The following is a 16,295-nucleotide window of genomic DNA, read 5'->3' on the forward strand; positions in this document are numbered from 1 at the left end:
CTAAAGAAAAATCAAAAGGAGTTCAGTATGGAACATATTGTAAAAATTGATCGTGTTTCTAAAAAATATGGAGACAAGCAAATTTTAAAGGATATTTCTTTTACAGCTAGGAGTGGTCGCATTACAGCTTTTCTAGGACATAATGGTGCAGGAAAAAGCTCGACTTTGAGGATTTTGTTGGGGTTAGATCGGGCGACAGCAGGGACTGCGACTTTTGATGGGCAAACCTATCAGTCAATGACCTATCCGCTCAGAACGGTAGGTGCAGCGTTTGACGGCATTGGCGGTCTGCCAAATCGAAAGGTCTATGACCACCTGAGAATTATTGCGGCGAGTAATGCTATTTCCAAGTCTCGAATCGATGAGGTTTTAGAGATGACTGGAATTGCTCATAAGAGGAAGGACCTTTTGTCAAGCCTGTCTCTGGGGGAAGGTCAACGCTTGGGTTTGGCAGCAGCTTTGCTGGGTGATCCTCAGTTTCTTATATTAGATGAGCCGACCAATGGACTGGATCCAAGCGGGATTAAGTGGTTTAGAAAGTTCATCCGTCAGCAGGCTGATTTAGGGAAAACGGTACTTCTATCCTCTCATATCCTGTCTGAGGTACAAATGGTAACAGATGATGTAGTCTTGATTCATCATGGGCAAATTATCGAACAGGGAACTCTAGAAGATGTATTACAAGGAACAGATAGTTTAGAAGAGCTCTTCTTCGACTTAACAGAGGAGGTTTAAGATGAAAGAAACGATGTCCTTATTGCATTCAGAGTGGTTGAAAATCCAATCAACCAAGGCTTTCAGGGTAAGCATGGTTTTCATGCTGTTATTGGTACCTGCCGTATCCTGGCTAGAGGGACGCCAGTATCTGTCTATCGGTTTAGATGCGACCCCTGATACGGTTCCTGGTCTGGCAGAAGCTATTGATCCACTGGAATATCTAGGTCTTAATGGCGCTTCTATGGGTGGTATGGTTTTAGTCATCTTAGCTGGAATTTTGGGAGCAACGGAATTTCAGTCTCATAGTTTGCGAACCAGTCTATTGGCCTGTAATAACCGTTTGAAGCTACTCGTGGGTAAAATATTGACCTTTGGTTTGTTTTCACTCATCATTAGCTTGTTATCCATTTATTTGAGCTATATTGTCATGCACCTGGCTTTAGGAAAGGAAGGGCTACATCCAATTTTACTTAATCAAGCTGCCTGGAGTCATCTTTTATGGAAGGCACTAGCTACTGCATTGCTAGGTCTCCTGTCCTTTTTATTGGGATTGCTTGGGCGGACGATGTTGCTTCCCTTACTCTTTCTCGTTCCCCAGATCTATAATCTGGGAAACTACCTAGCTGCTCACACGAGTTGGGGAGCTTATCTGCCACAGCCCGCAGGAGAGTTATTTGTTGCAACGCCGACTTCTCAATATGCTAATAATCCCTTGCAAGGACTCTGGATACTAAGCGTGTGGTTGCTAGTCATTGGTGGAGCGACATCTCTGCGCTTTTTGAAGACGGATTTAGGAGGGCGGTACTAATGATAAAAGCTCTGCTTAGAAGTGAATGGATTAAGTTCCGTTCTTACTATCTCGCTCTTGGTGCCGCCTTGGTGGCTCTGGTAGTCGTTCCTTTTTTTCTGATGAATCTTGACTACAGTCAAACAGCAGTTGGCCAGACAAAGGCTCTGAGTGAGGCTTTGCATGCCCTCTATCTGGCACAGCCTGTCATCGTCATCTTCACTTCTCTCTATTTTTCGCAAGAGTTTGTCAAGTCTGGGATGCGAACGAATTTTCTAACCGTATCAAATAGAAGGGCTTGGTTGGCTGGGAAAATCCTTTTTCTGTTCTTGCTGCTCTTGGTTCTCTATAGTGTCATTATAAGTAGCTGTTTCCTTGTTATGCTGGCTCGTTTTGCCCTAGACTTTAGCTGGTCCTTACTGGGGAAATTCCTTTATTACAGCTCTTTTGGTCTTCTCAGTAATCTTTTTCTGGCTTTTTTAACTGCCGGCCTCGCTTTGTTCTTTCAATCTTGGGTTGTGCCGGTGTCGGTGCTCTTTCCTCTCTTGATTGGTCTTAGCCGTTTGTTGGCAACTTTCATCAAAGAAGCAAAGTACCTGCCCGATCTGGCTACGCTAAATCTTTTTGAGTATGAAGGGCTTCAGCATTCAATAGATCTATCAGGGCTGGGAATACAGCTGTTATGGTTAGCTTTGGTTTGGGGCTCTGCTATATTCTTAACCTTGAAACGAGATGTTCGCTAGAGGTATGCTATAATGGAACTCATGAGACAGTATCGTATTTTGGTGGTTGATGATGACTGGAGCATTTTGAAGCTGGTGAAAAATGTCCTAGAGCTTGATGCTTATGATGTGATGACACTTGATCGGATAGAAGAGCTAGAGCTGACGCATTTTGTCGGATATGACTTGATTCTGCTGGATGTGATGATGGAGCCTGTTAATGGTTTTGAGCTGTGTTCTTACATTCGTCCTCATCTTTCGTGTCCAATCATCTTTCTGACGGCCAAGGAGTTGGAGGCGGACAAAGTGGAAGGGCTCTTTCGTGGTGCAGATGACTATATTGTCAAACCTTTTGGGACCAAAGAATTGCTGGCGCGTGTCAGAGCTCATCTTCGGCGGGAGGAAAGACGTGAGGAGCGCTATTCTGAAATTGCTTCTTGTCAATTTTATCCTGAGCGCTATGAAGTTGCCTGTTTTGGTAAAGTCTTGAAATTTTCAGAGCGAGAGTTTAAGTTGCTGCATTTACTAGCTAGCAATCCCAAGCAGACCTTTTCAGCTGAACGCCTGCATACCTTGCTTTACCCAGAAAGTTCAGAAACACAGCTTCGCTCCATCTCAGAATACGTATATCAGATTCGCCAAAAATGCAAACAAGAAGGGCTGCAAGCAATTGCAACAGTGAGAGGAGTAGGCTATAGATGGCAATTAGAACCCGAAATTTCAAAAGCCTAGTCTGGACAACCAGTTTAAAAGTCGTCTTTTTTCATGTTTTGATTTTTGTGCTTATAGGCTATGAATTTACGCAAGGAAGTAATCACGTTCTTTTCACCTTGTTCTTTTGGGCGGGGAGCTTGCTGCTGATTACTTTTTATCATATTTTGAAATTGCTCCGAAAAATCGACAGGGAAATAAAAATGCTAAAGAGCAAGAAGCTTTTAGAAGAAAATCAAAGCCAGTTTTTTCGGATCGAGGAAATGCTAGAAGTCTATAGCGATTTACGGAGCAGCCACCAAGAAAATGCTCGTCTTCTAGAAAGAGAGCAGCAGCATAATCAGGAGTTGATTTTACAGCTATCAGCGACATCGCACGATTTGAAGACGCCCCTAACTGTGATTAAGGGGAATGCTGAGCTCTTGGAGTTGGCGCAGTTGGGTCAGCCACAGGCAGACTATGCTACTGAGATTTTGCAGGCTAGTCACAAGATGGAAGAGTATTGTGGCTCTTTGATTGATTACGCTAAGACCTTTCAGATTGATTCTAATCAGTTCAGTCAGCTTTCCTTAGGGAGCTTTTTGGTTTCTCTACAGGACGATTGGGCACTGTTCAGCAAACAAGAAAGCCATCGTTTTTCTCTCCAAGAAGATTGTGATCCTAGCTTAAGCTTGTCTATTCATTTGGACTATCTCAAGCGGGCTTTGCTCAATATCTTACTAAATGCGCTTGAACATGCAGACCAGGATCAAAAGGAAGTCAAGCTAACGGTATCAGTGCAGCAGGACCAGTTAGTTTTTGCTATCTGGAACAATGGTCCTGCATTTTCAGAGGAGATGCTGCTAGGAGCAGAACAGCTCTTTTACCAGAGTGACCAAAGCCGCAATTCAGCTAATCCCCATCATGGCATCGGCTTAGCCTTTTCTAAGCAGGTAGCTCTCTTGCACGGTGGTCGTCTGACCCTGCTCAATCCAGACCAAGGAGGAGCTTGTGTCGAGTTGACTGTAGCTTTGGAAAGCAAATAACAAAGGAAGTCAATCAAGATGATAAAAGAGAGTGGGACAGAAATCGGTAATTCGTTAGAATTCGATTTCGTCGTCCCACCTCCGCACAGTTGAGTAGGGCTGTAAAAGCTGATGGAATCAGCGTAGTAGAGCCCACTCAACCACTGCGTCTTGCTCGACAATCCAAAGACAATTGAGAGGCTAGGACTTTTGTCCCAGCCTCTTTTTTGCCGCTTTCTTCTTGACAAAAGATGTAAAGGGAGCTATACTATATTTGAAAAGTAAAGTTTGTTTTACATTGTGAAAAGGAGTCGGCCTTGGAAAATCGAATTCAAGAATTACGAAAAAGAAAAAAGCTCAGCCAGGAAGAACTGGCTGAGAAGTTAGAAGTAACTAGACAAACAATTATTTCTTTGGAAAAGGGCCGCTACAATGCTTCGCTCCTTTTGGCTCATAAAATTGCATCCTTTTTCAATTTAAGGATTGAAGAAGTGTTTCTCTTTGAGGAGGATGAATCATGAAATGGACTTATATGCTCAAATGGGGACTAGGTTTTTTAGTAGTACTTGTCTTAATCTTTCTTCATTTACAGTTCGATTTTATCCCTAAGGAAATCCTGCCTTTTGTGGGAATGTTCCTGATTGTGGTGATCTTGAAAATTTTTCAAGCGTATGAAAAATAGGAGGCCGACATGGAAACATTAACTAAACAAGAATTTCGGAAAAAACTTCAAAGGAAAGTTATCGTGGGACGTATCTTAACTTTTATCATCTTGGTAGGATTGGCCTGGAGCCACTTTCATTCTCTGGATGATAAGCAGGAAGGAGTCATGGTCGGCATACTGCTGGGGCTTTCTTTGATGACTATTCGGTATAATCTTGCCCTAAGACGGGAGGAAAATTTTGAGCGGCTCTACATTCTGGTGACTGATGAGCGCAATCGCATGATTGACGAAAAGACTCGCACTTTGCTTTTTAATATCCTTTTGCTGCTGGCAGCGTGCTTGAGCGTTTTGTCTATGGTTTTCCCAATCATCTTAAGTCTCAATCAGTTTCTGACCTTGACCATTATCCTGGTTTTGGGACTTTACTATCTCTTGCGCTTTCTCCTGTCCAAGTGTTATTAACAAAAAAAGCTGGCAGAGCCAGCTTTCTAAACAAGCTTTTAACAGAGCTTGTTTTTATTTTCTATAAAGTCGATCATACTGGTAAACGGGGTCCATGGTCACATGGATGCCTAGTTTGCGCAGGACGTTTTTGTCTTCATCAGTCAGAGTGACAGTGGAGTGGGCCTCGCTACCTTTGAGATTACCGAGTTGCTGCATAGCATTTGCTGCATCTTGATTTTCCATGGCTGTGATTGCCAGAGCCATCAAGATTTCGTTTGAGTGGAGGCGCGGATTGCGGCTGCCCAGATGATTAATTTTCAGGCCTTGGATTGGCTTGACATACTCAGGCTCGATCAGCTTAGTCTCTTTGGCAATATTGGCTAATTTCTTAATAGCATTAATCAATACAGCAGCCGTAGGGCCAAAGAGTTCAGAGGTTTTACCAGTTACTATTTCACCGTTTGGCAATTCCAAGGCCAGAGCTGGCTCGCCAGTGCTTTCAGCCTTATCGCGTGCTATAACTGTTACCTTACGGTCCAGCGGTGTGATGCCCAAGTCGTTCATCAAGAGTTCGATTTTCTTGATAGCAGATTCAGAAACGCGCTCCGCCTTGAAATCCAGAATCGTCTGGTAGTAGCGACGGATGATTTCCTGCTGAGATGCCTCGATAGCTGCATCATTATCTACAATAGCAAAGCCGACCATGTTGACGCCCATGTCCGTTGGAGAAGCATAAGGTGATTTACCTAGGATGCGCTCCAGCATACGCTTGAGGACTGGGAAAATTTCGATATCACGGTTGTAGTTGACTGTGGTTTTTCCGTAGGTCTGCAGGTGGAATGGATCAATCATGTTGACATCGTCCAGGTCTGCCGTCGCTGCCTCATAAGCTAAATTGACTGGATGGTGCAGGGGCAGATTCCAAACTGGGAAGGTCTCAAACTTGGCGTAGCCTGATTTGATGCCATTGATTTGGTCGTGGTACATATTGGATAGGCAAGTAGCCAATTTACCAGAACCAGGACCAGGTGCGGTCACTACGACTAGATTACGGCTGGTTTTGATGTAATCGTTTTTCCCCATACCTTCAGGTGAGATGATATGGTCCATGTCGGTCGGGTAGCCCTTGATTGGGTAGTGGATGTAGGATGCGATGCCATTCTTTTCCAGCTGGCTACGGAAGAGGTCAGCTGCTGGCTGGCCAGAATACTGGGTGATGACCACGGAGCCTACATAAATATCTAGCTCGTTAAAGGTATCGATTAGTCGTAGCACTTCCTGGTCGTAGGAAATGCCCAAATCGCCACGCGCCTTAGAGTGTTCAATGTTGTTGGCATTGATAGCAATGACAATCTCTACTTGGTCTTTAAGTTCTTTGAGAAGTCTGATTTTATTGTCCGGCTCATAGCCTGGCAGGACGCGGGCAGCATGGAAGTCTTCCAGCATTTTACCACCGAATTCCATGTAAAGTTTGCCCTCAAATTGATTAATGCGCTCCAAGATATGGTCGCGCTGCAGGTTTAAGTATTTGTCAGAATCAAAAGCAATTTTTTTCATTTTCATTTTTACCTCTGCTAAGCATTATAACAAAAAAGAGACATTTTTGGGAGCAAAAGTAGTATCTGAGGACAAATAAAAAGAACCGATCAGAAGAAAAAATTTTAAATAGAACGATAAAAAAACCAAGGCTATTCAGCCAAGGTTCTTAATAGAAAAGAAAGGAAAAGTGGGAGTTTTAGAAAGGAAGTTCCTCTTCTTCCAAGACTAGGTCAGCCAAATCGGCTCCAGAATTATTTTCACGAATAGCCCGCTGGGCACGACTTTCAAGAAGCTGGAAACCATGTCCAAGGACTTCTGTAACATAGTGAGTCACACCGTCTTTTTCATAACGACGGGTCCGTAGTTCGCCGTCCAGAGAGATCAAGCTTCCTTTGCTGGCATAACTAGCCAGAGTCTCAGCCAATTTGCCCCAAAGGACAATATTGATAAAGTCTGCTTCACGTTCACCATTTTGGTCCTTAAAACGACGGTTAACAGCAATTGTTGCGCGTGTGACAGATTTTTCATTGCTAGTTTTGTGCAATTCTGGTGTGGCCGTCAAACGACCGATAATAATGACTTTATTGTACATATAATTTCCTCCTACTTATTTATTCGTAAGAGAAAGAAAAAAATCGTGATTTTCACGATTTTTTTACCCTTGCCAATGTTTTGCTGGATCAAACGCAGTTCCGACGACTTCAGAGTCGGCTAATTCGATAATGCCACGTTTTTGAGGAGCGTTTGGTAGTTGCAATTCACGTGGACTGCACATCATACCAAAACTTTTCTCACCCCGTAGTTCACCAGGAAAGATAAGGTTTCCCTTAGGCATCATAGCGCCAGGAAGGGCAACGATTGTTTTGAGACCTACTCGAGCATTGGGGGCACCGGCTACGATTTGAAGAGTCTTATCTGCTGCGACCTGTACTTGACAGATGTTGAGATGGTCACTATCTGGATGTGCAATCATTTCGACGATTTCTCCGACGACAAATTTCGGTTGGAGATCATTGATCAGAGTTTCAGAGAAGCCTTCTTTAGCCAACTCTTGGTTGAGCAAGGCAACCTCTTCGTCAGTAAGGAAGATTTGACCGTTTTGTTGGATATTAAGAATATCTGATACTTGGAAAATGTTCCAAGCTACGGTTTCGGCTGTATCTTGTCGGAAAATACGAGCAACATTTCCTTTGCGTTCAACAGAAAGTTTTGCATCTTCGTTGTTGGCAACAATCACCATCAAAACATCGCCAACAAATTCTTTGTTATAAGTAAAAATCATTCTTTTCTCCATTTGATTAGTTTAATGACGCTAAAAAATCATTGATTTCAGACTTGGTTTTTCGATTACGATTGACTAGCCGACCTATTTCGTGTCCTTTTTCCAGTACAACCAGACTAGGAATCCCATAGACATCCCAGCGTTTAGCAAGATCAAGATAAGCATCGCGGTCTACTTGGATGAAGGTAAAATTTGGATTCCTTGCCTCAATCTCTGGTAGGGAGGGCTGGATGAAACGACAGTCTCCACACCAGTCTGCTGTGAAAAAGAAGACAGTCTTACCCTCTGATTGGACGTAAGTTGCCAATTCTTCTATATTTTCAGGAATAATCATCATTTTTCCTCATAACTTAGCTGGCCGTTTTCGTAGACAAAGGTAAAGTGGCGGTCATCTTCAAGGACTACTCCACCAACCAGTTTATCTTCGTTGGACTCATAGAGTTGCACATAGACAGTGGCAATCTGTCCTTGACTAGCAAAGAAGCTGCGGACTAGGTTAATAATCTCTTCTCTCTTTTTGGCTAGCTGTTGTTCTTTGACGACTTTTCGAGCGCCCAAGGCAAGACTTCCTGCTCCAAGAAGAGCAGCTGTTGTTAAAATGATTTTTTTAGCTTTCATGACAATATTTTAACACAAAAAAGAAGGGGGAACAATGGCCAAGATAGAAAAGGAGAAATTGACAAGCGAGAGGACTTAACTGAAATTTTTTTACTTGGATATTTCTCCTGTAGAGAGTTAGGCTTTTGCTACCTATCTTTCCCAAAAAGTGATAAAATAGGGGGCAGAAAGAAGGTAAATATGACAGACTTATTTTCAAAAATCAAAGAAGTAACTGAGATTTCTGCAATCTCAGCTCATGAAGGTCCTGTAAGGACTTATTTGCGGGAGAAAATGACTCCGCATGTGGATGAAATGGTGACGGATGGCTTGGGTGGCCTCTTTGGTATCAAGCATTCAAACTTAGCAGATGCGCCTCGAGTTTTAGTGGCCTCTCATATGGATGAAGTTGGTTTCTTGGTCAGTGAGATTAAAGCAGACGGTACTTTTCGTGTAGTTGAAATCGGTGGCTGGAATCCTCTTGTGGTCAGCAGTCAGCGCTTCAAATTGTTTACTAGAGAAGGTCGGGAAATTCCAGTGATTTCTGGCTCTGTTCCACCTCACTTCCTACGTGGAGCTGGTGGGACACCAACCCTGCCACAAGTCAGCGATATTGTTTTCGACGGTGGATTTGCCAATAAGGAAGAAGCAGAAAGTTTCGGAATTCGTCCAGGAGATGCTATTGTGCCAGATAGCTCAGCTATTTTAACAGCTAATGGTAAAAATGTTATTTCCAAATCTTGGGATAATCGTTACGGGGTTCTCATGGTCAGTGAATTGGCTCAGGCTTTATCAGGACAATCTTTAGGCAATGAGCTATATGTCGGTGCTAATGTCCAAGAAGAGGTTGGTTTGCGTGGAGCTCACGCCTCAACAACTAAATTTGAGCCTGAATTATTCTTTGCTGTAGACTGTTCTCCAGCTGGTGATGTATATGGTGGTCAAGGTGCTATTGGTGACGGAACACTGATTCGTTTCTTCGACCCTGGTCATCTCATGCTGCCTAATATGAAAGACTTCCTGCTTACTACGGCTGAAGAAGCTGGTATCAAGTACCAATACTATTGTGCAAAAGGTGGAACAGATGCTGGTGCAGCCCATCTCCAAAACGGTGGTGTGCCATCTACAACTATCGGAGTTTGTGCTCGGTATATCCACTCCCATCAGACACTTTATGCAATGGATGACTTCTTACAAGCTCAGGCATTCTTACAAGCAATTGTGAAGAAGTTAGATCGTTCAACAGTCGATTTGATTAAAAATTACTAAACTGATACTTGTCTTTTGTGATACTGCAATCAGTCAATAAAACCGCTCCGCAGTTACCTGAAGCTCCATGATTCTATTTTGGTCATGGAGCTCTTTTAGTGGGGAAGACTAGATTGGAAGTATAGAAAAATTTTGATTTTAGCGATGAAAGGATAGTTGGCTTTTTAGAGCAGATTTTGATTTTTTCTCGCTTTGTAATATAATAATTCTGTATATAAGTGTAGCCTACTAGATAGATTGGGGGTATAAATAGTAGTGAAAACAGAAAAGCAAAGAAGTCGTATGCATTATAAAAATACTTTGTGGCCCCTCTTAGCTCTACTTGTACTGGCTTTATCTTTTGTGTATTTTAAGGGGATTCTTCCGGATCCAAAACAGGTCAAGATTGGGGTGACCTACATGACCATGAATAACGACTTTTACAAGACCTTGAATGCGGAGTTAGAGAAAAAAACTAATCAGCAGGGGAGTCGGCTCTATGTTCGAGATCCTGAGCTGGATGAGGGCAAGCAGAGCCAACAGATTGACTTTTTCGTCCGAGAAAAGGTAGATGTCATTGTGATTAATCCGGTGAAGAGTAATAGTCCAAGTATCATTTCTTCTCTTCAAAAGGCCAAGAAAGCTGGGATTAAAATCATCGTAGTGGATGCGCCAGTCAGCAAGGAAGTGGCAGTCGATACGACAATTGTTTCAGATAATTACCAAGCTGGTGTTTTAATTGCTAAAGATATGATGAAACGTTTGCCAGCTGCGAATATCCTTCTGCTAGAACATCGAAATGCAGTTTCTGCTATGGACCGTATTCGAGGTTTTGTAGAGACAATAAAAAATCAACCTCAGTACAAGATTGTTTCCCAAAAAGAGACGCTTGGACAGACTGAAGAAGCAATGCCTCAAGTAAAAAGTGCCTTAGATGAAGGAATGGACTTTAATGTGGTCATGGCTCTCAATGATCGGGCAGCGATTGGTGCCCTAGCGGCGATTAAAAATGACGGCTTGAACCGAAAGCTTTCTATTTATGGCGTGGATGGCTCACCAGATATCAAAAACTTTTTGGCTACAACAAACGATATAGAGGGGACTGTAGCCCAATCGCCCATTCAGATGGGACGCAAGGTGGCGCTGGTAATTGAGCTGATGCAAGAGGGGAAATCCTACGACAGCCAATACTTGATTCCAGTTCACTTAGTCAACAGGGATAATATCAGTCAATACACAGTTACAGGGTGGCAATAATGAGACCTCAAAAAAGTATATTTTACAGCAAAATAGCCCTGATGGTCATCAATCTGGTTGCCATTGTCTATAATGCGTCTATCTATCTCTTTGCGACCAACTATGTAGCGGCTAAGGGCTTCAGTCACTCGCTCTTGGAGCGTTTGGATGCCATTCCGGGCTCTCCTAGCTTGATTTTCTGGGTATCAATTAGCTTGTATGCTTGCTTGCTCTTGGTCATGTACTATCGCGAGCGCCACCCTAATCAGCTGTCCGTCTATGACAAGGCGACCATTATTGAAATCCTGCTTATGTTGGTCATCTTTTCTGTCTTGCATTCGTCTTACAATGGCTTGCTTCTCTTAGTGTTTGCGGATATTTTCTATGGCTCTAAGGAGTTCAATTCTTCCAAAGACAAGAAGTACTGGTTTTCTTTTATCATTTTGAGTTTTGGCATGTTGCTCTTGTCCAACTATGACCTTATGTCGCTCTTTATCAAGTTGCCTTCTCTAGATACCTATATTCGTTTTTACCCAGAGTCCGTCCGGCTGTTGCTACTTTTTGGTAAGAACTTCCTCTATTCCCTCAATATTGTTGTCTTTATGATTTCCTTGCTCTTCTATATCTTGTCGGCCATTACGGAGCGTCACCGGATTGAGGAGGAGCTGCGCATGGCTTCTCAGGCCAATCGCGAGTTGAACTCTTATCTGGCCTTGTCCGAAAAAATAGCAGAAGACCGAGAGCGGAAGCGGATTGCCAGAGAAATTCATGATACATTGGGCCATGCCCTGACAGGAATTTCAGCGGGTATTGATGCGGTCAAGGTCTTGGTCGATATTGATACCAACCGAGCTAAGGAGCAACTCAATAATGTTTCAGTCGTTGTTCGAGACGGTATCCGTGATGTCCGAGGCTCGCTCAATAAAATGCGGCCGGGAGCTCTGGAAAACAACACTTTGAAGGAAGCTCTGATTAAGATTATTCGTGAGTATGAAGCCATCTCCAACTTGGAGATTCATCTCCGCTACGAATGGGATAATATTGACTTGGATATTGCAAAGGAAGACATTGTGTTTCGGGTGATTCAGGAGTCTATTACCAACTCTGTCCGCCACGGCCATGCCAAGACCATCTGTATTGAGCTACTGGAGGAAGAAGAAGCTTATGTAATGACCATTCAGGATGATGGTATTGGTTTTGATGAACTCCACTATGGCTATGGCCTCAAGCAGATGCAGGAGCGCCTAATGATTATTGGCGGAAGCGTTCACTTTGAAAATCGGGACGGCTTCTACACGCATATCGAAATCCCAAAAATAGGAGGAAGACATGATTAAGGTTTTAATTGCAGACGATCAGGCCTTGATTCGCGAGTCTCTGCAAATCATCCTGTCAGCCCACGCAGATATTGAGGTGGTCGGGACAGTTGGAGACGGCAAGGAAGTGCTGGAAAAGCTTCATCGGGTACGCCCAGATGTGATTCTAATGGATATTCGCATGCCAGTCATGGACGGTGTTCTCTGTACCAAGGCTGTCAAGGAGCAGTATCCAGATGTTAAGATTATCATTCTGACGACCTTTGATGACGATGAATTTATCTTCTCCGCTCTTAAATACGGTGCGTCTGGTTATATTCTCAAAGGGGTTTCGACAGAAGAGCTTCACGAAGCCATTCAGACAGTCTATCGAGGCGGAGCTATGATCAATCCCAATATTGCCACCAAGGTCTTCAAAATCTTTTCACAGATGGCCCAGTCCAACTTTGCTATCACGGTGACTGAGGAAAATGTTGAGGATATGAGCCGGACAGAGTGGAAGATTATCCAGCAGATTGGCTTTGGGATTTCCAATAAAGAAATTGCTGCTAAGCTCTTTCTATCAGAAGGGACAGTCCGAAATTACCTGTCAGGCATCCTAGCTAAGCTCAACTTGCGCGATCGAACCCAGCTGGCTATCTGGGCTGTGCAGACCGGAGTCACCCAGAGAGATTTTAGTAAGGAAAGCGACAAATGAAGTGGAGACTGAGACATTTGGCCCTACTGGTTGTCCTGATTATATCTGTTGCTTTGGCTTTTGTCTTTTGGGCCTCAGCTCAGGAAAAAGTCCTGCGTATCGGGGTCTATGCTGGCTCTAGCTGGGATGTGCCTAACAGCCGGGAAAACAAGGTCTTGGACAGCCTGATTAAAAAATTTGAAAAGACGCATCCTCATGTCAAGGTCGTCTATGAAAGCGGGATTCCCAAGGATGATTACGCTGACTGGCTGGCAGAGCAAGTCTTGAAAGGCGAGCAGCCGGATCTCTTTATGGTACCGGAAAACGACTTTAGCATGTTGGCTTCGACTGGCGCGCTTAAATCCTTGGATACCCTCCTAACGGATGATGAACGAAAGGCTTTTTATCCGGTGGCTTATGAAGCTGGGCGATATCAGGGAGTCAGCTATGCTCTTCCAGTTGAGAGCAATCCTATCATGATGTGTGTCAATAAAGACCTGCTTGAAAAAGAAGGGATTAGCATTCCTGAGTCAGGTTGGACCCTGGCGGATTTCTATGCGATTTGCAAGAAAGTAACCAAGGATACCAATGGCGATGGTGTGGTGGATCAGTACGGAATAACAGATTACACTTGGCAGCAGGCTCTGGTAGCTTACGGCGGCCATCTTACCGATAAATCCGGTATCAATGTAGACAGCTCAGAGATGCACCAAGCCCTGTCCTTTATGAGCAAATTAGATATGCTCAGTCGGCACTATAAGGTGACTTCTAATGACTTTGATGAGGGACGGGTGGCCTTCTATCCTATGAGTCTGGCCCAGTATCGGACCTACAAGCCCTATCCTTACCATGTTTCCAAATATTCTAGCTTTTCTTGGACCTGTATCCCGATGCCTACAGCCAACAATCAGGTGATGGGAACTCAGGTCAAGACCTCGCTCTTTGCCATGTCTTCTAATACCAGTCAAGAAAAACTGGCATGGGAATTTATGCTTTTGTTGTCGCAGGATAAAGAAAGCCAACAGGCTCTATTTGAGAAATCTCAAGGGACTTCGGTCTTGCCATCGGTAGTGAAAAGTCAGAAGTCTATAGCAATCCTACAGGCAGATGATTTTGGCTTGGATTCTTTGACTTCTGAGAGGTTGGATCGCATGATGAATCGCTCTATCATTGATATCAGTCTAGAAGTAGATCAACATACGATGGAGCGGATGGACTATCTGATTCAAAATGCGATGCAGAATCAAGAGATTGATAGTGCCCTACCTAGTATTCAAAAGGAAATAGAAAGCGGAAAATAATCTGCTTTCTTTTTTTGCATTTCAATCACAGAATAAACAAAGTTGACTAGACCAATATGACAATTGTCATATTCTTCCTAACAAATGTCATCTAACTTACGTGACATTTGACAATATGAAACCGGTTCCATATCTTGTACAATAAAGTCATAAAGAAACCTTCATCATTTAAAGTCTGAATTGGCTAAGAAGTAGAAGGATAAGGAGGCAGGAAAGATGAAATATCTTGTATTGGTCAGCCATGGTGGCTTGGCCGAAGGGGTGCAAAGTTCTTTAGGAATGTTTGCCGGCGACAAGACAGATCAAGTAATTGCTGTTGGTCTTAAAGCAGGTAAGTCAGTAGACGATTTTGCCTTGGAGTTTCGCCAAGCTTTAGCGGGCTTAGCTGAGGAAGATCAGGTTCTTGTGTTGGCAGATATTGTTGGGGGAAGCCCTCTTACTACTGCCTGCAATGTCTTAGCTGAACTTGGAAAACTAGACACAGCAGTTGTCCTAGGTGGCTTAAACCTGACCATGGCTTTAACAGGACTAGTGATGAAAGATATGTTAGAAGGCAAAGAACTAGCTACGACCATTCTTTCAGAAGCTTCAGCTGCTCTTCAAGAATTCGAAGTCGCAACGGATAGCGACGAAGAAGATGACGACGATATTTAAATACTTAAAGGAGATTTATCATGACAATTTCATTTGTACGGATTGATGACCGCATGATCCACGGTCAGACAGTTACTCGCTGGGCTAAGGAATATCCTTGTGATGGCTTAATTGCGGTCAATGATGCAGCTGCAGGGAATGCCGTGTTAAAACAGGCTTATAAAGCTGCTTCAGATAAGAAAACTTTTGTTTGGACTAAGGAAGCTTTCAAAGAAAAATCACAAAAGGTCTTGGATTCAGATAGTCGCTATTTCTTAATCACAAAGAATCCAATTGATATGAAAGAAATTTTAGTAGACCAAGGCTTTGTTCCAGCTGATGTCAAAGAAATTATCGTCGGGCCTGCTAATGATCGCCCAGGAGCAACGAAATTAGGAAACAATCAGTCCATTACTCAGGAAGAAGCAGAGGCAATTGAAGCAATTGAAAAGGCTGGTTATAAGGTGAAATTCCAATTATTGCCAGATGTTTCCATCGGCTACTGGAGTGATTTCAAGTCTAAGTTTGGTTTTTAATAATACTATAAGCGTTAAAGGAGGCTTATTATGACAATTTCTTGGTTACAGGCCGCTTTGCTGGGATTGTTTGCGTGTTTGTCATCCATGCCTGGTCTAGGTGGTACATCAATTGGTAACTATACTCTGGGACGCCCGCTTGTTGGTGGACTTGTTTCAGGGCTTATCTTAGGAGATATTAAACTAGGTATAGTCTGTGGGGTTGCCATGCAATTGGTTTATATTGCTCTGGTTACTCCTGGTGGTACAGTTTCAGCAGACGTTCGTGCGGTTTCTTATATCGGTATTCCGCTAGCGATGGTAGCTATTACGACACAAGGCTTAGCCCTCGATTCTTCAGATGCAGCAAACTTGGCTAAATCAATGGGAACTTTGGTAGGGACAGTTGGTACCGTTCTATTTTATGGTACAGCAACAATGAACTTGCTCTGGCAACATATTGGTTGGAAAGCTGTTGAAAAGGGAGAATTTAAACGTTTATACGCAGTAGACTGGGGCTTCCCATGGATTTCACACATTGTCTTCTCCTTCTTGCCAACTCTAATCATGTGTAAATTAGGGGCAGATGCAGTTACAGCTTTGAAATCAGCCCTTCCTTTGGATGGAATTCCAATGAAAACCCTCTTTACAGTGGGCTCTCTCCTTCCATGTGTCGGAATCGCTATTTTGTTAAAACAAATTGTTGAAAAAGCTGTCGACTTTATTCCTTTCTTTGTCGGTTTTACTCTTGCAGCTTCTCTAGGATTAAATCTAGTTTCTTGTGCAGTCATTTCATTGATTTTCGCTGTTCTATTCTATGAAATTCAAATGGCTAAAAACGTCAGAGCTCAAGCAGTAGCAAGTACAGGCGTGATTGATGACGATGATGAGGAGGATATCTAA

General features: G+C 43.2%; 21 protein-coding genes. 16 read left to right on the top strand and 5 right to left on the bottom strand.

All coding sequences use genetic code 11. The features are described 5' to 3' along the window. The first annotated feature begins 27 nt into the window (after window positions 1-27). The 8 genes from HMPREF2780_RS10495 to HMPREF2780_RS10535 all read left to right on the top strand — a co-directional run bounded on the left by HMPREF2780_RS10495 (window position 28) and on the right by HMPREF2780_RS10535 (window position 5,067). On the top strand, window positions 28-735 hold the full coding sequence (locus tag HMPREF2780_RS10495) for an ABC transporter ATP-binding protein (RefSeq protein ID WP_105026589.1): 708 nt from the start codon (window positions 28-30) through the stop codon (window positions 733-735). Between the two features lies 1 nt (window position 736). Further along, on the top strand, window positions 737-1,525 hold the full coding sequence (locus HMPREF2780_RS10500) for a lantibiotic ABC transporter permease (protein WP_105026590.1): 789 nt from the start codon (window positions 737-739) through the stop codon (window positions 1,523-1,525). Further along, window positions 1,525-2,247 carry an ABC transporter permease gene (locus HMPREF2780_RS10505; protein ID WP_105026591.1) on the top strand — a complete coding sequence of 241 codons (723 nt, stop codon included), beginning with the start codon at window positions 1,525-1,527 and terminating at the stop codon, window positions 2,245-2,247. The genes HMPREF2780_RS10500 and HMPREF2780_RS10505 overlap by 1 nt, the downstream gene beginning before the upstream one ends. A gap of 12 nt (window positions 2,248-2,259) precedes the next feature. Then, the gene (locus HMPREF2780_RS10510) at window positions 2,260-2,958 is read left to right on the top strand and encodes a response regulator transcription factor (RefSeq protein ID WP_105026592.1); all 699 of its coding nucleotides are present in this window, start codon (window positions 2,260-2,262) and stop codon (window positions 2,956-2,958) included. Beyond that, the gene (locus HMPREF2780_RS10515) at window positions 2,925-3,962 is read left to right on the top strand and encodes a sensor histidine kinase (protein WP_061582703.1); all 1,038 of its coding nucleotides are present in this window, start codon (window positions 2,925-2,927) and stop codon (window positions 3,960-3,962) included. The genes HMPREF2780_RS10510 and HMPREF2780_RS10515 overlap by 34 nt, the downstream gene beginning before the upstream one ends. 296 nt (window positions 3,963-4,258) lie before the next feature. Next, the gene (locus tag HMPREF2780_RS10525) at window positions 4,259-4,462 is read left to right on the top strand and encodes a helix-turn-helix transcriptional regulator (RefSeq protein WP_002896748.1); all 204 of its coding nucleotides are present in this window, start codon (window positions 4,259-4,261) and stop codon (window positions 4,460-4,462) included. Continuing rightward, the gene (locus HMPREF2780_RS10530; protein WP_105026593.1) at window positions 4,459-4,623 is read left to right on the top strand and encodes a hypothetical protein; all 165 of its coding nucleotides are present in this window, start codon (window positions 4,459-4,461) and stop codon (window positions 4,621-4,623) included. The genes HMPREF2780_RS10525 and HMPREF2780_RS10530 overlap by 4 nt, the downstream gene beginning before the upstream one ends. Window positions 4,624-4,632: 9 nt before the next feature. Continuing rightward, a complete protein-coding gene (locus HMPREF2780_RS10535; protein ID WP_105026594.1) occupies window positions 4,633-5,067 on the top strand; it encodes a hypothetical protein in 435 nt (144 codons plus the stop codon). A 54-nt stretch (window positions 5,068-5,121) separates the two neighbouring features. On the opposite strand, the gene HMPREF2780_RS10540 is transcribed toward HMPREF2780_RS10535, so the two are convergent. From HMPREF2780_RS10540 to HMPREF2780_RS10560, 5 genes are all read right to left on the bottom strand, one after another. Then, on the bottom strand, window positions 5,122-6,606 hold the full coding sequence (locus HMPREF2780_RS10540) for a DUF1846 domain-containing protein (RefSeq protein ID WP_105026641.1): 1,485 nt from the start codon (window positions 6,604-6,606) through the stop codon (window positions 5,122-5,124). A 178-nt stretch (window positions 6,607-6,784) separates the two neighbouring features. Then, window positions 6,785-7,180, bottom strand: a complete 396-nt coding sequence (locus HMPREF2780_RS10545; RefSeq protein ID WP_046164720.1) for a single-stranded DNA-binding protein — start codon at window positions 7,178-7,180, stop codon at window positions 6,785-6,787. Window positions 7,181-7,243: 63 nt separating this feature from the next. Further along, window positions 7,244-7,870 carry a YtpR family tRNA-binding protein gene (gene ytpR, locus HMPREF2780_RS10550; protein WP_045504470.1) on the bottom strand — a complete coding sequence of 209 codons (627 nt, stop codon included), beginning with the start codon at window positions 7,868-7,870 and terminating at the stop codon, window positions 7,244-7,246. 16 nt (window positions 7,871-7,886) lie between these two features. Continuing rightward, window positions 7,887-8,204: a thioredoxin family protein gene (locus HMPREF2780_RS10555; protein ID WP_105026595.1), complete on the bottom strand. Its 318-nt coding sequence runs from the start codon at window positions 8,202-8,204 to the stop codon at window positions 7,887-7,889. Continuing rightward, on the bottom strand, window positions 8,204-8,488 hold the full coding sequence (locus tag HMPREF2780_RS10560; RefSeq protein WP_061412250.1) for a DUF4651 domain-containing protein: 285 nt from the start codon (window positions 8,486-8,488) through the stop codon (window positions 8,204-8,206). The genes HMPREF2780_RS10555 and HMPREF2780_RS10560 overlap by 1 nt, the downstream gene beginning before the upstream one ends. Window positions 8,489-8,668: 180 nt before the next feature. On the opposite strand from HMPREF2780_RS10560, the gene pepA reads away from it, so the two are divergent. The 8 genes from pepA (at window position 8,669) to HMPREF2780_RS10600 (ending at window position 16,295) form a co-directional block, all read left to right on the top strand. Then, window positions 8,669-9,736 carry a glutamyl aminopeptidase gene (gene pepA, locus HMPREF2780_RS10565; RefSeq protein ID WP_045504464.1) on the top strand — a complete coding sequence of 356 codons (1,068 nt, stop codon included), beginning with the start codon at window positions 8,669-8,671 and terminating at the stop codon, window positions 9,734-9,736. 249 nt (window positions 9,737-9,985) lie between these two features. Next, on the top strand, window positions 9,986-10,972 hold the full coding sequence (locus HMPREF2780_RS10570; RefSeq protein WP_199774067.1) for a substrate-binding domain-containing protein: 987 nt from the start codon (window positions 9,986-9,988) through the stop codon (window positions 10,970-10,972). Further along, complete coding sequence (locus HMPREF2780_RS10575) at window positions 10,972-12,288, top strand: sensor histidine kinase (protein ID WP_105026597.1); 1,317 nt, start codon at window positions 10,972-10,974, stop codon at window positions 12,286-12,288. Before HMPREF2780_RS10570 ends, HMPREF2780_RS10575 begins: the two co-directional genes overlap by 1 nt. Further along, window positions 12,281-12,964, top strand: a complete 684-nt coding sequence (locus HMPREF2780_RS10580) for a response regulator transcription factor (protein ID WP_012130913.1) — start codon at window positions 12,281-12,283, stop codon at window positions 12,962-12,964. The genes HMPREF2780_RS10575 and HMPREF2780_RS10580 overlap by 8 nt, the downstream gene beginning before the upstream one ends. Then, window positions 12,961-14,244, top strand: coding sequence for an ABC transporter substrate-binding protein (locus tag HMPREF2780_RS10585; protein ID WP_105026598.1), 1,284 nt, complete (start codon window positions 12,961-12,963; stop codon window positions 14,242-14,244). The genes HMPREF2780_RS10580 and HMPREF2780_RS10585 overlap by 4 nt, the downstream gene beginning before the upstream one ends. A 216-nt stretch (window positions 14,245-14,460) precedes the next feature. After that, window positions 14,461-14,898 carry a PTS sugar transporter subunit IIA gene (locus tag HMPREF2780_RS10590; protein WP_105026599.1) on the top strand — a complete coding sequence of 146 codons (438 nt, stop codon included), beginning with the start codon at window positions 14,461-14,463 and terminating at the stop codon, window positions 14,896-14,898. Window positions 14,899-14,918: 20 nt separating this feature from the next. After that, window positions 14,919-15,413, top strand: a complete 495-nt coding sequence (locus HMPREF2780_RS10595; RefSeq protein WP_008810035.1) for a PTS sugar transporter subunit IIB — start codon at window positions 14,919-14,921, stop codon at window positions 15,411-15,413. Window positions 15,414-15,443: 30 nt separating this feature from the next. Continuing rightward, entirely contained in the window at window positions 15,444-16,295 is an 852-nt protein-coding gene (locus HMPREF2780_RS10600; protein ID WP_008810034.1) for a PTS mannose/fructose/sorbose/N-acetylgalactosamine transporter subunit IIC, read from the top strand.

Origin of the sequence: Streptococcus sp. HMSC062B01 (genome assembly GCF_001811085.1) — a bacterium.
GTDB classification, from domain to species: domain Bacteria; phylum Bacillota; class Bacilli; order Lactobacillales; family Streptococcaceae; genus Streptococcus; species Streptococcus gordonii.

Coding starts and splice junctions, on each gene's coding strand:
- HMPREF2780_RS10495 (WP_105026589.1), top strand. CDS start 28: ATGGAACATATTGTAAAAATTGATCGTGTTTCTAAAAAATATGGAGAC.
- HMPREF2780_RS10500 (WP_105026590.1), top strand. CDS start 737: ATGAAAGAAACGATGTCCTTATTGCATTCAGAGTGGTTGAAAATCCAA.
- HMPREF2780_RS10505 (WP_105026591.1), top strand. CDS start 1,525: ATGATAAAAGCTCTGCTTAGAAGTGAATGGATTAAGTTCCGTTCTTAC.
- HMPREF2780_RS10510 (WP_105026592.1), top strand. CDS start 2,260: ATGGAACTCATGAGACAGTATCGTATTTTGGTGGTTGATGATGACTGG.
- HMPREF2780_RS10515 (WP_061582703.1), top strand. CDS start 2,925: ATGGCAATTAGAACCCGAAATTTCAAAAGCCTAGTCTGGACAACCAGT.
- HMPREF2780_RS10530 (WP_105026593.1), top strand. CDS start 4,459: ATGAAATGGACTTATATGCTCAAATGGGGACTAGGTTTTTTAGTAGTA.
- HMPREF2780_RS10535 (WP_105026594.1), top strand. CDS start 4,633: ATGGAAACATTAACTAAACAAGAATTTCGGAAAAAACTTCAAAGGAAA.
- HMPREF2780_RS10540 (WP_105026641.1), bottom strand. CDS start 6,606: ATGAAAAAAATTGCTTTTGATTCTGACAAATACTTAAACCTGCAGCGC.
- HMPREF2780_RS10545 (WP_046164720.1), bottom strand. CDS start 7,180: ATGTACAATAAAGTCATTATTATCGGTCGTTTGACGGCCACACCAGAA.
- ytpR (WP_045504470.1), bottom strand. CDS start 7,870: ATGATTTTTACTTATAACAAAGAATTTGTTGGCGATGTTTTGATGGTG.
- HMPREF2780_RS10555 (WP_105026595.1), bottom strand. CDS start 8,204: ATGATTATTCCTGAAAATATAGAAGAATTGGCAACTTACGTCCAATCA.
- HMPREF2780_RS10560 (WP_061412250.1), bottom strand. CDS start 8,488: ATGAAAGCTAAAAAAATCATTTTAACAACAGCTGCTCTTCTTGGAGCA.
- pepA (WP_045504464.1), top strand. CDS start 8,669: ATGACAGACTTATTTTCAAAAATCAAAGAAGTAACTGAGATTTCTGCA.
- HMPREF2780_RS10575 (WP_105026597.1), top strand. CDS start 10,972: ATGAGACCTCAAAAAAGTATATTTTACAGCAAAATAGCCCTGATGGTC.
- HMPREF2780_RS10580 (WP_012130913.1), top strand. CDS start 12,281: ATGATTAAGGTTTTAATTGCAGACGATCAGGCCTTGATTCGCGAGTCT.
- HMPREF2780_RS10585 (WP_105026598.1), top strand. CDS start 12,961: ATGAAGTGGAGACTGAGACATTTGGCCCTACTGGTTGTCCTGATTATA.
- HMPREF2780_RS10590 (WP_105026599.1), top strand. CDS start 14,461: ATGAAATATCTTGTATTGGTCAGCCATGGTGGCTTGGCCGAAGGGGTG.
- HMPREF2780_RS10595 (WP_008810035.1), top strand. CDS start 14,919: ATGACAATTTCATTTGTACGGATTGATGACCGCATGATCCACGGTCAG.
- HMPREF2780_RS10600 (WP_008810034.1), top strand. CDS start 15,444: ATGACAATTTCTTGGTTACAGGCCGCTTTGCTGGGATTGTTTGCGTGT.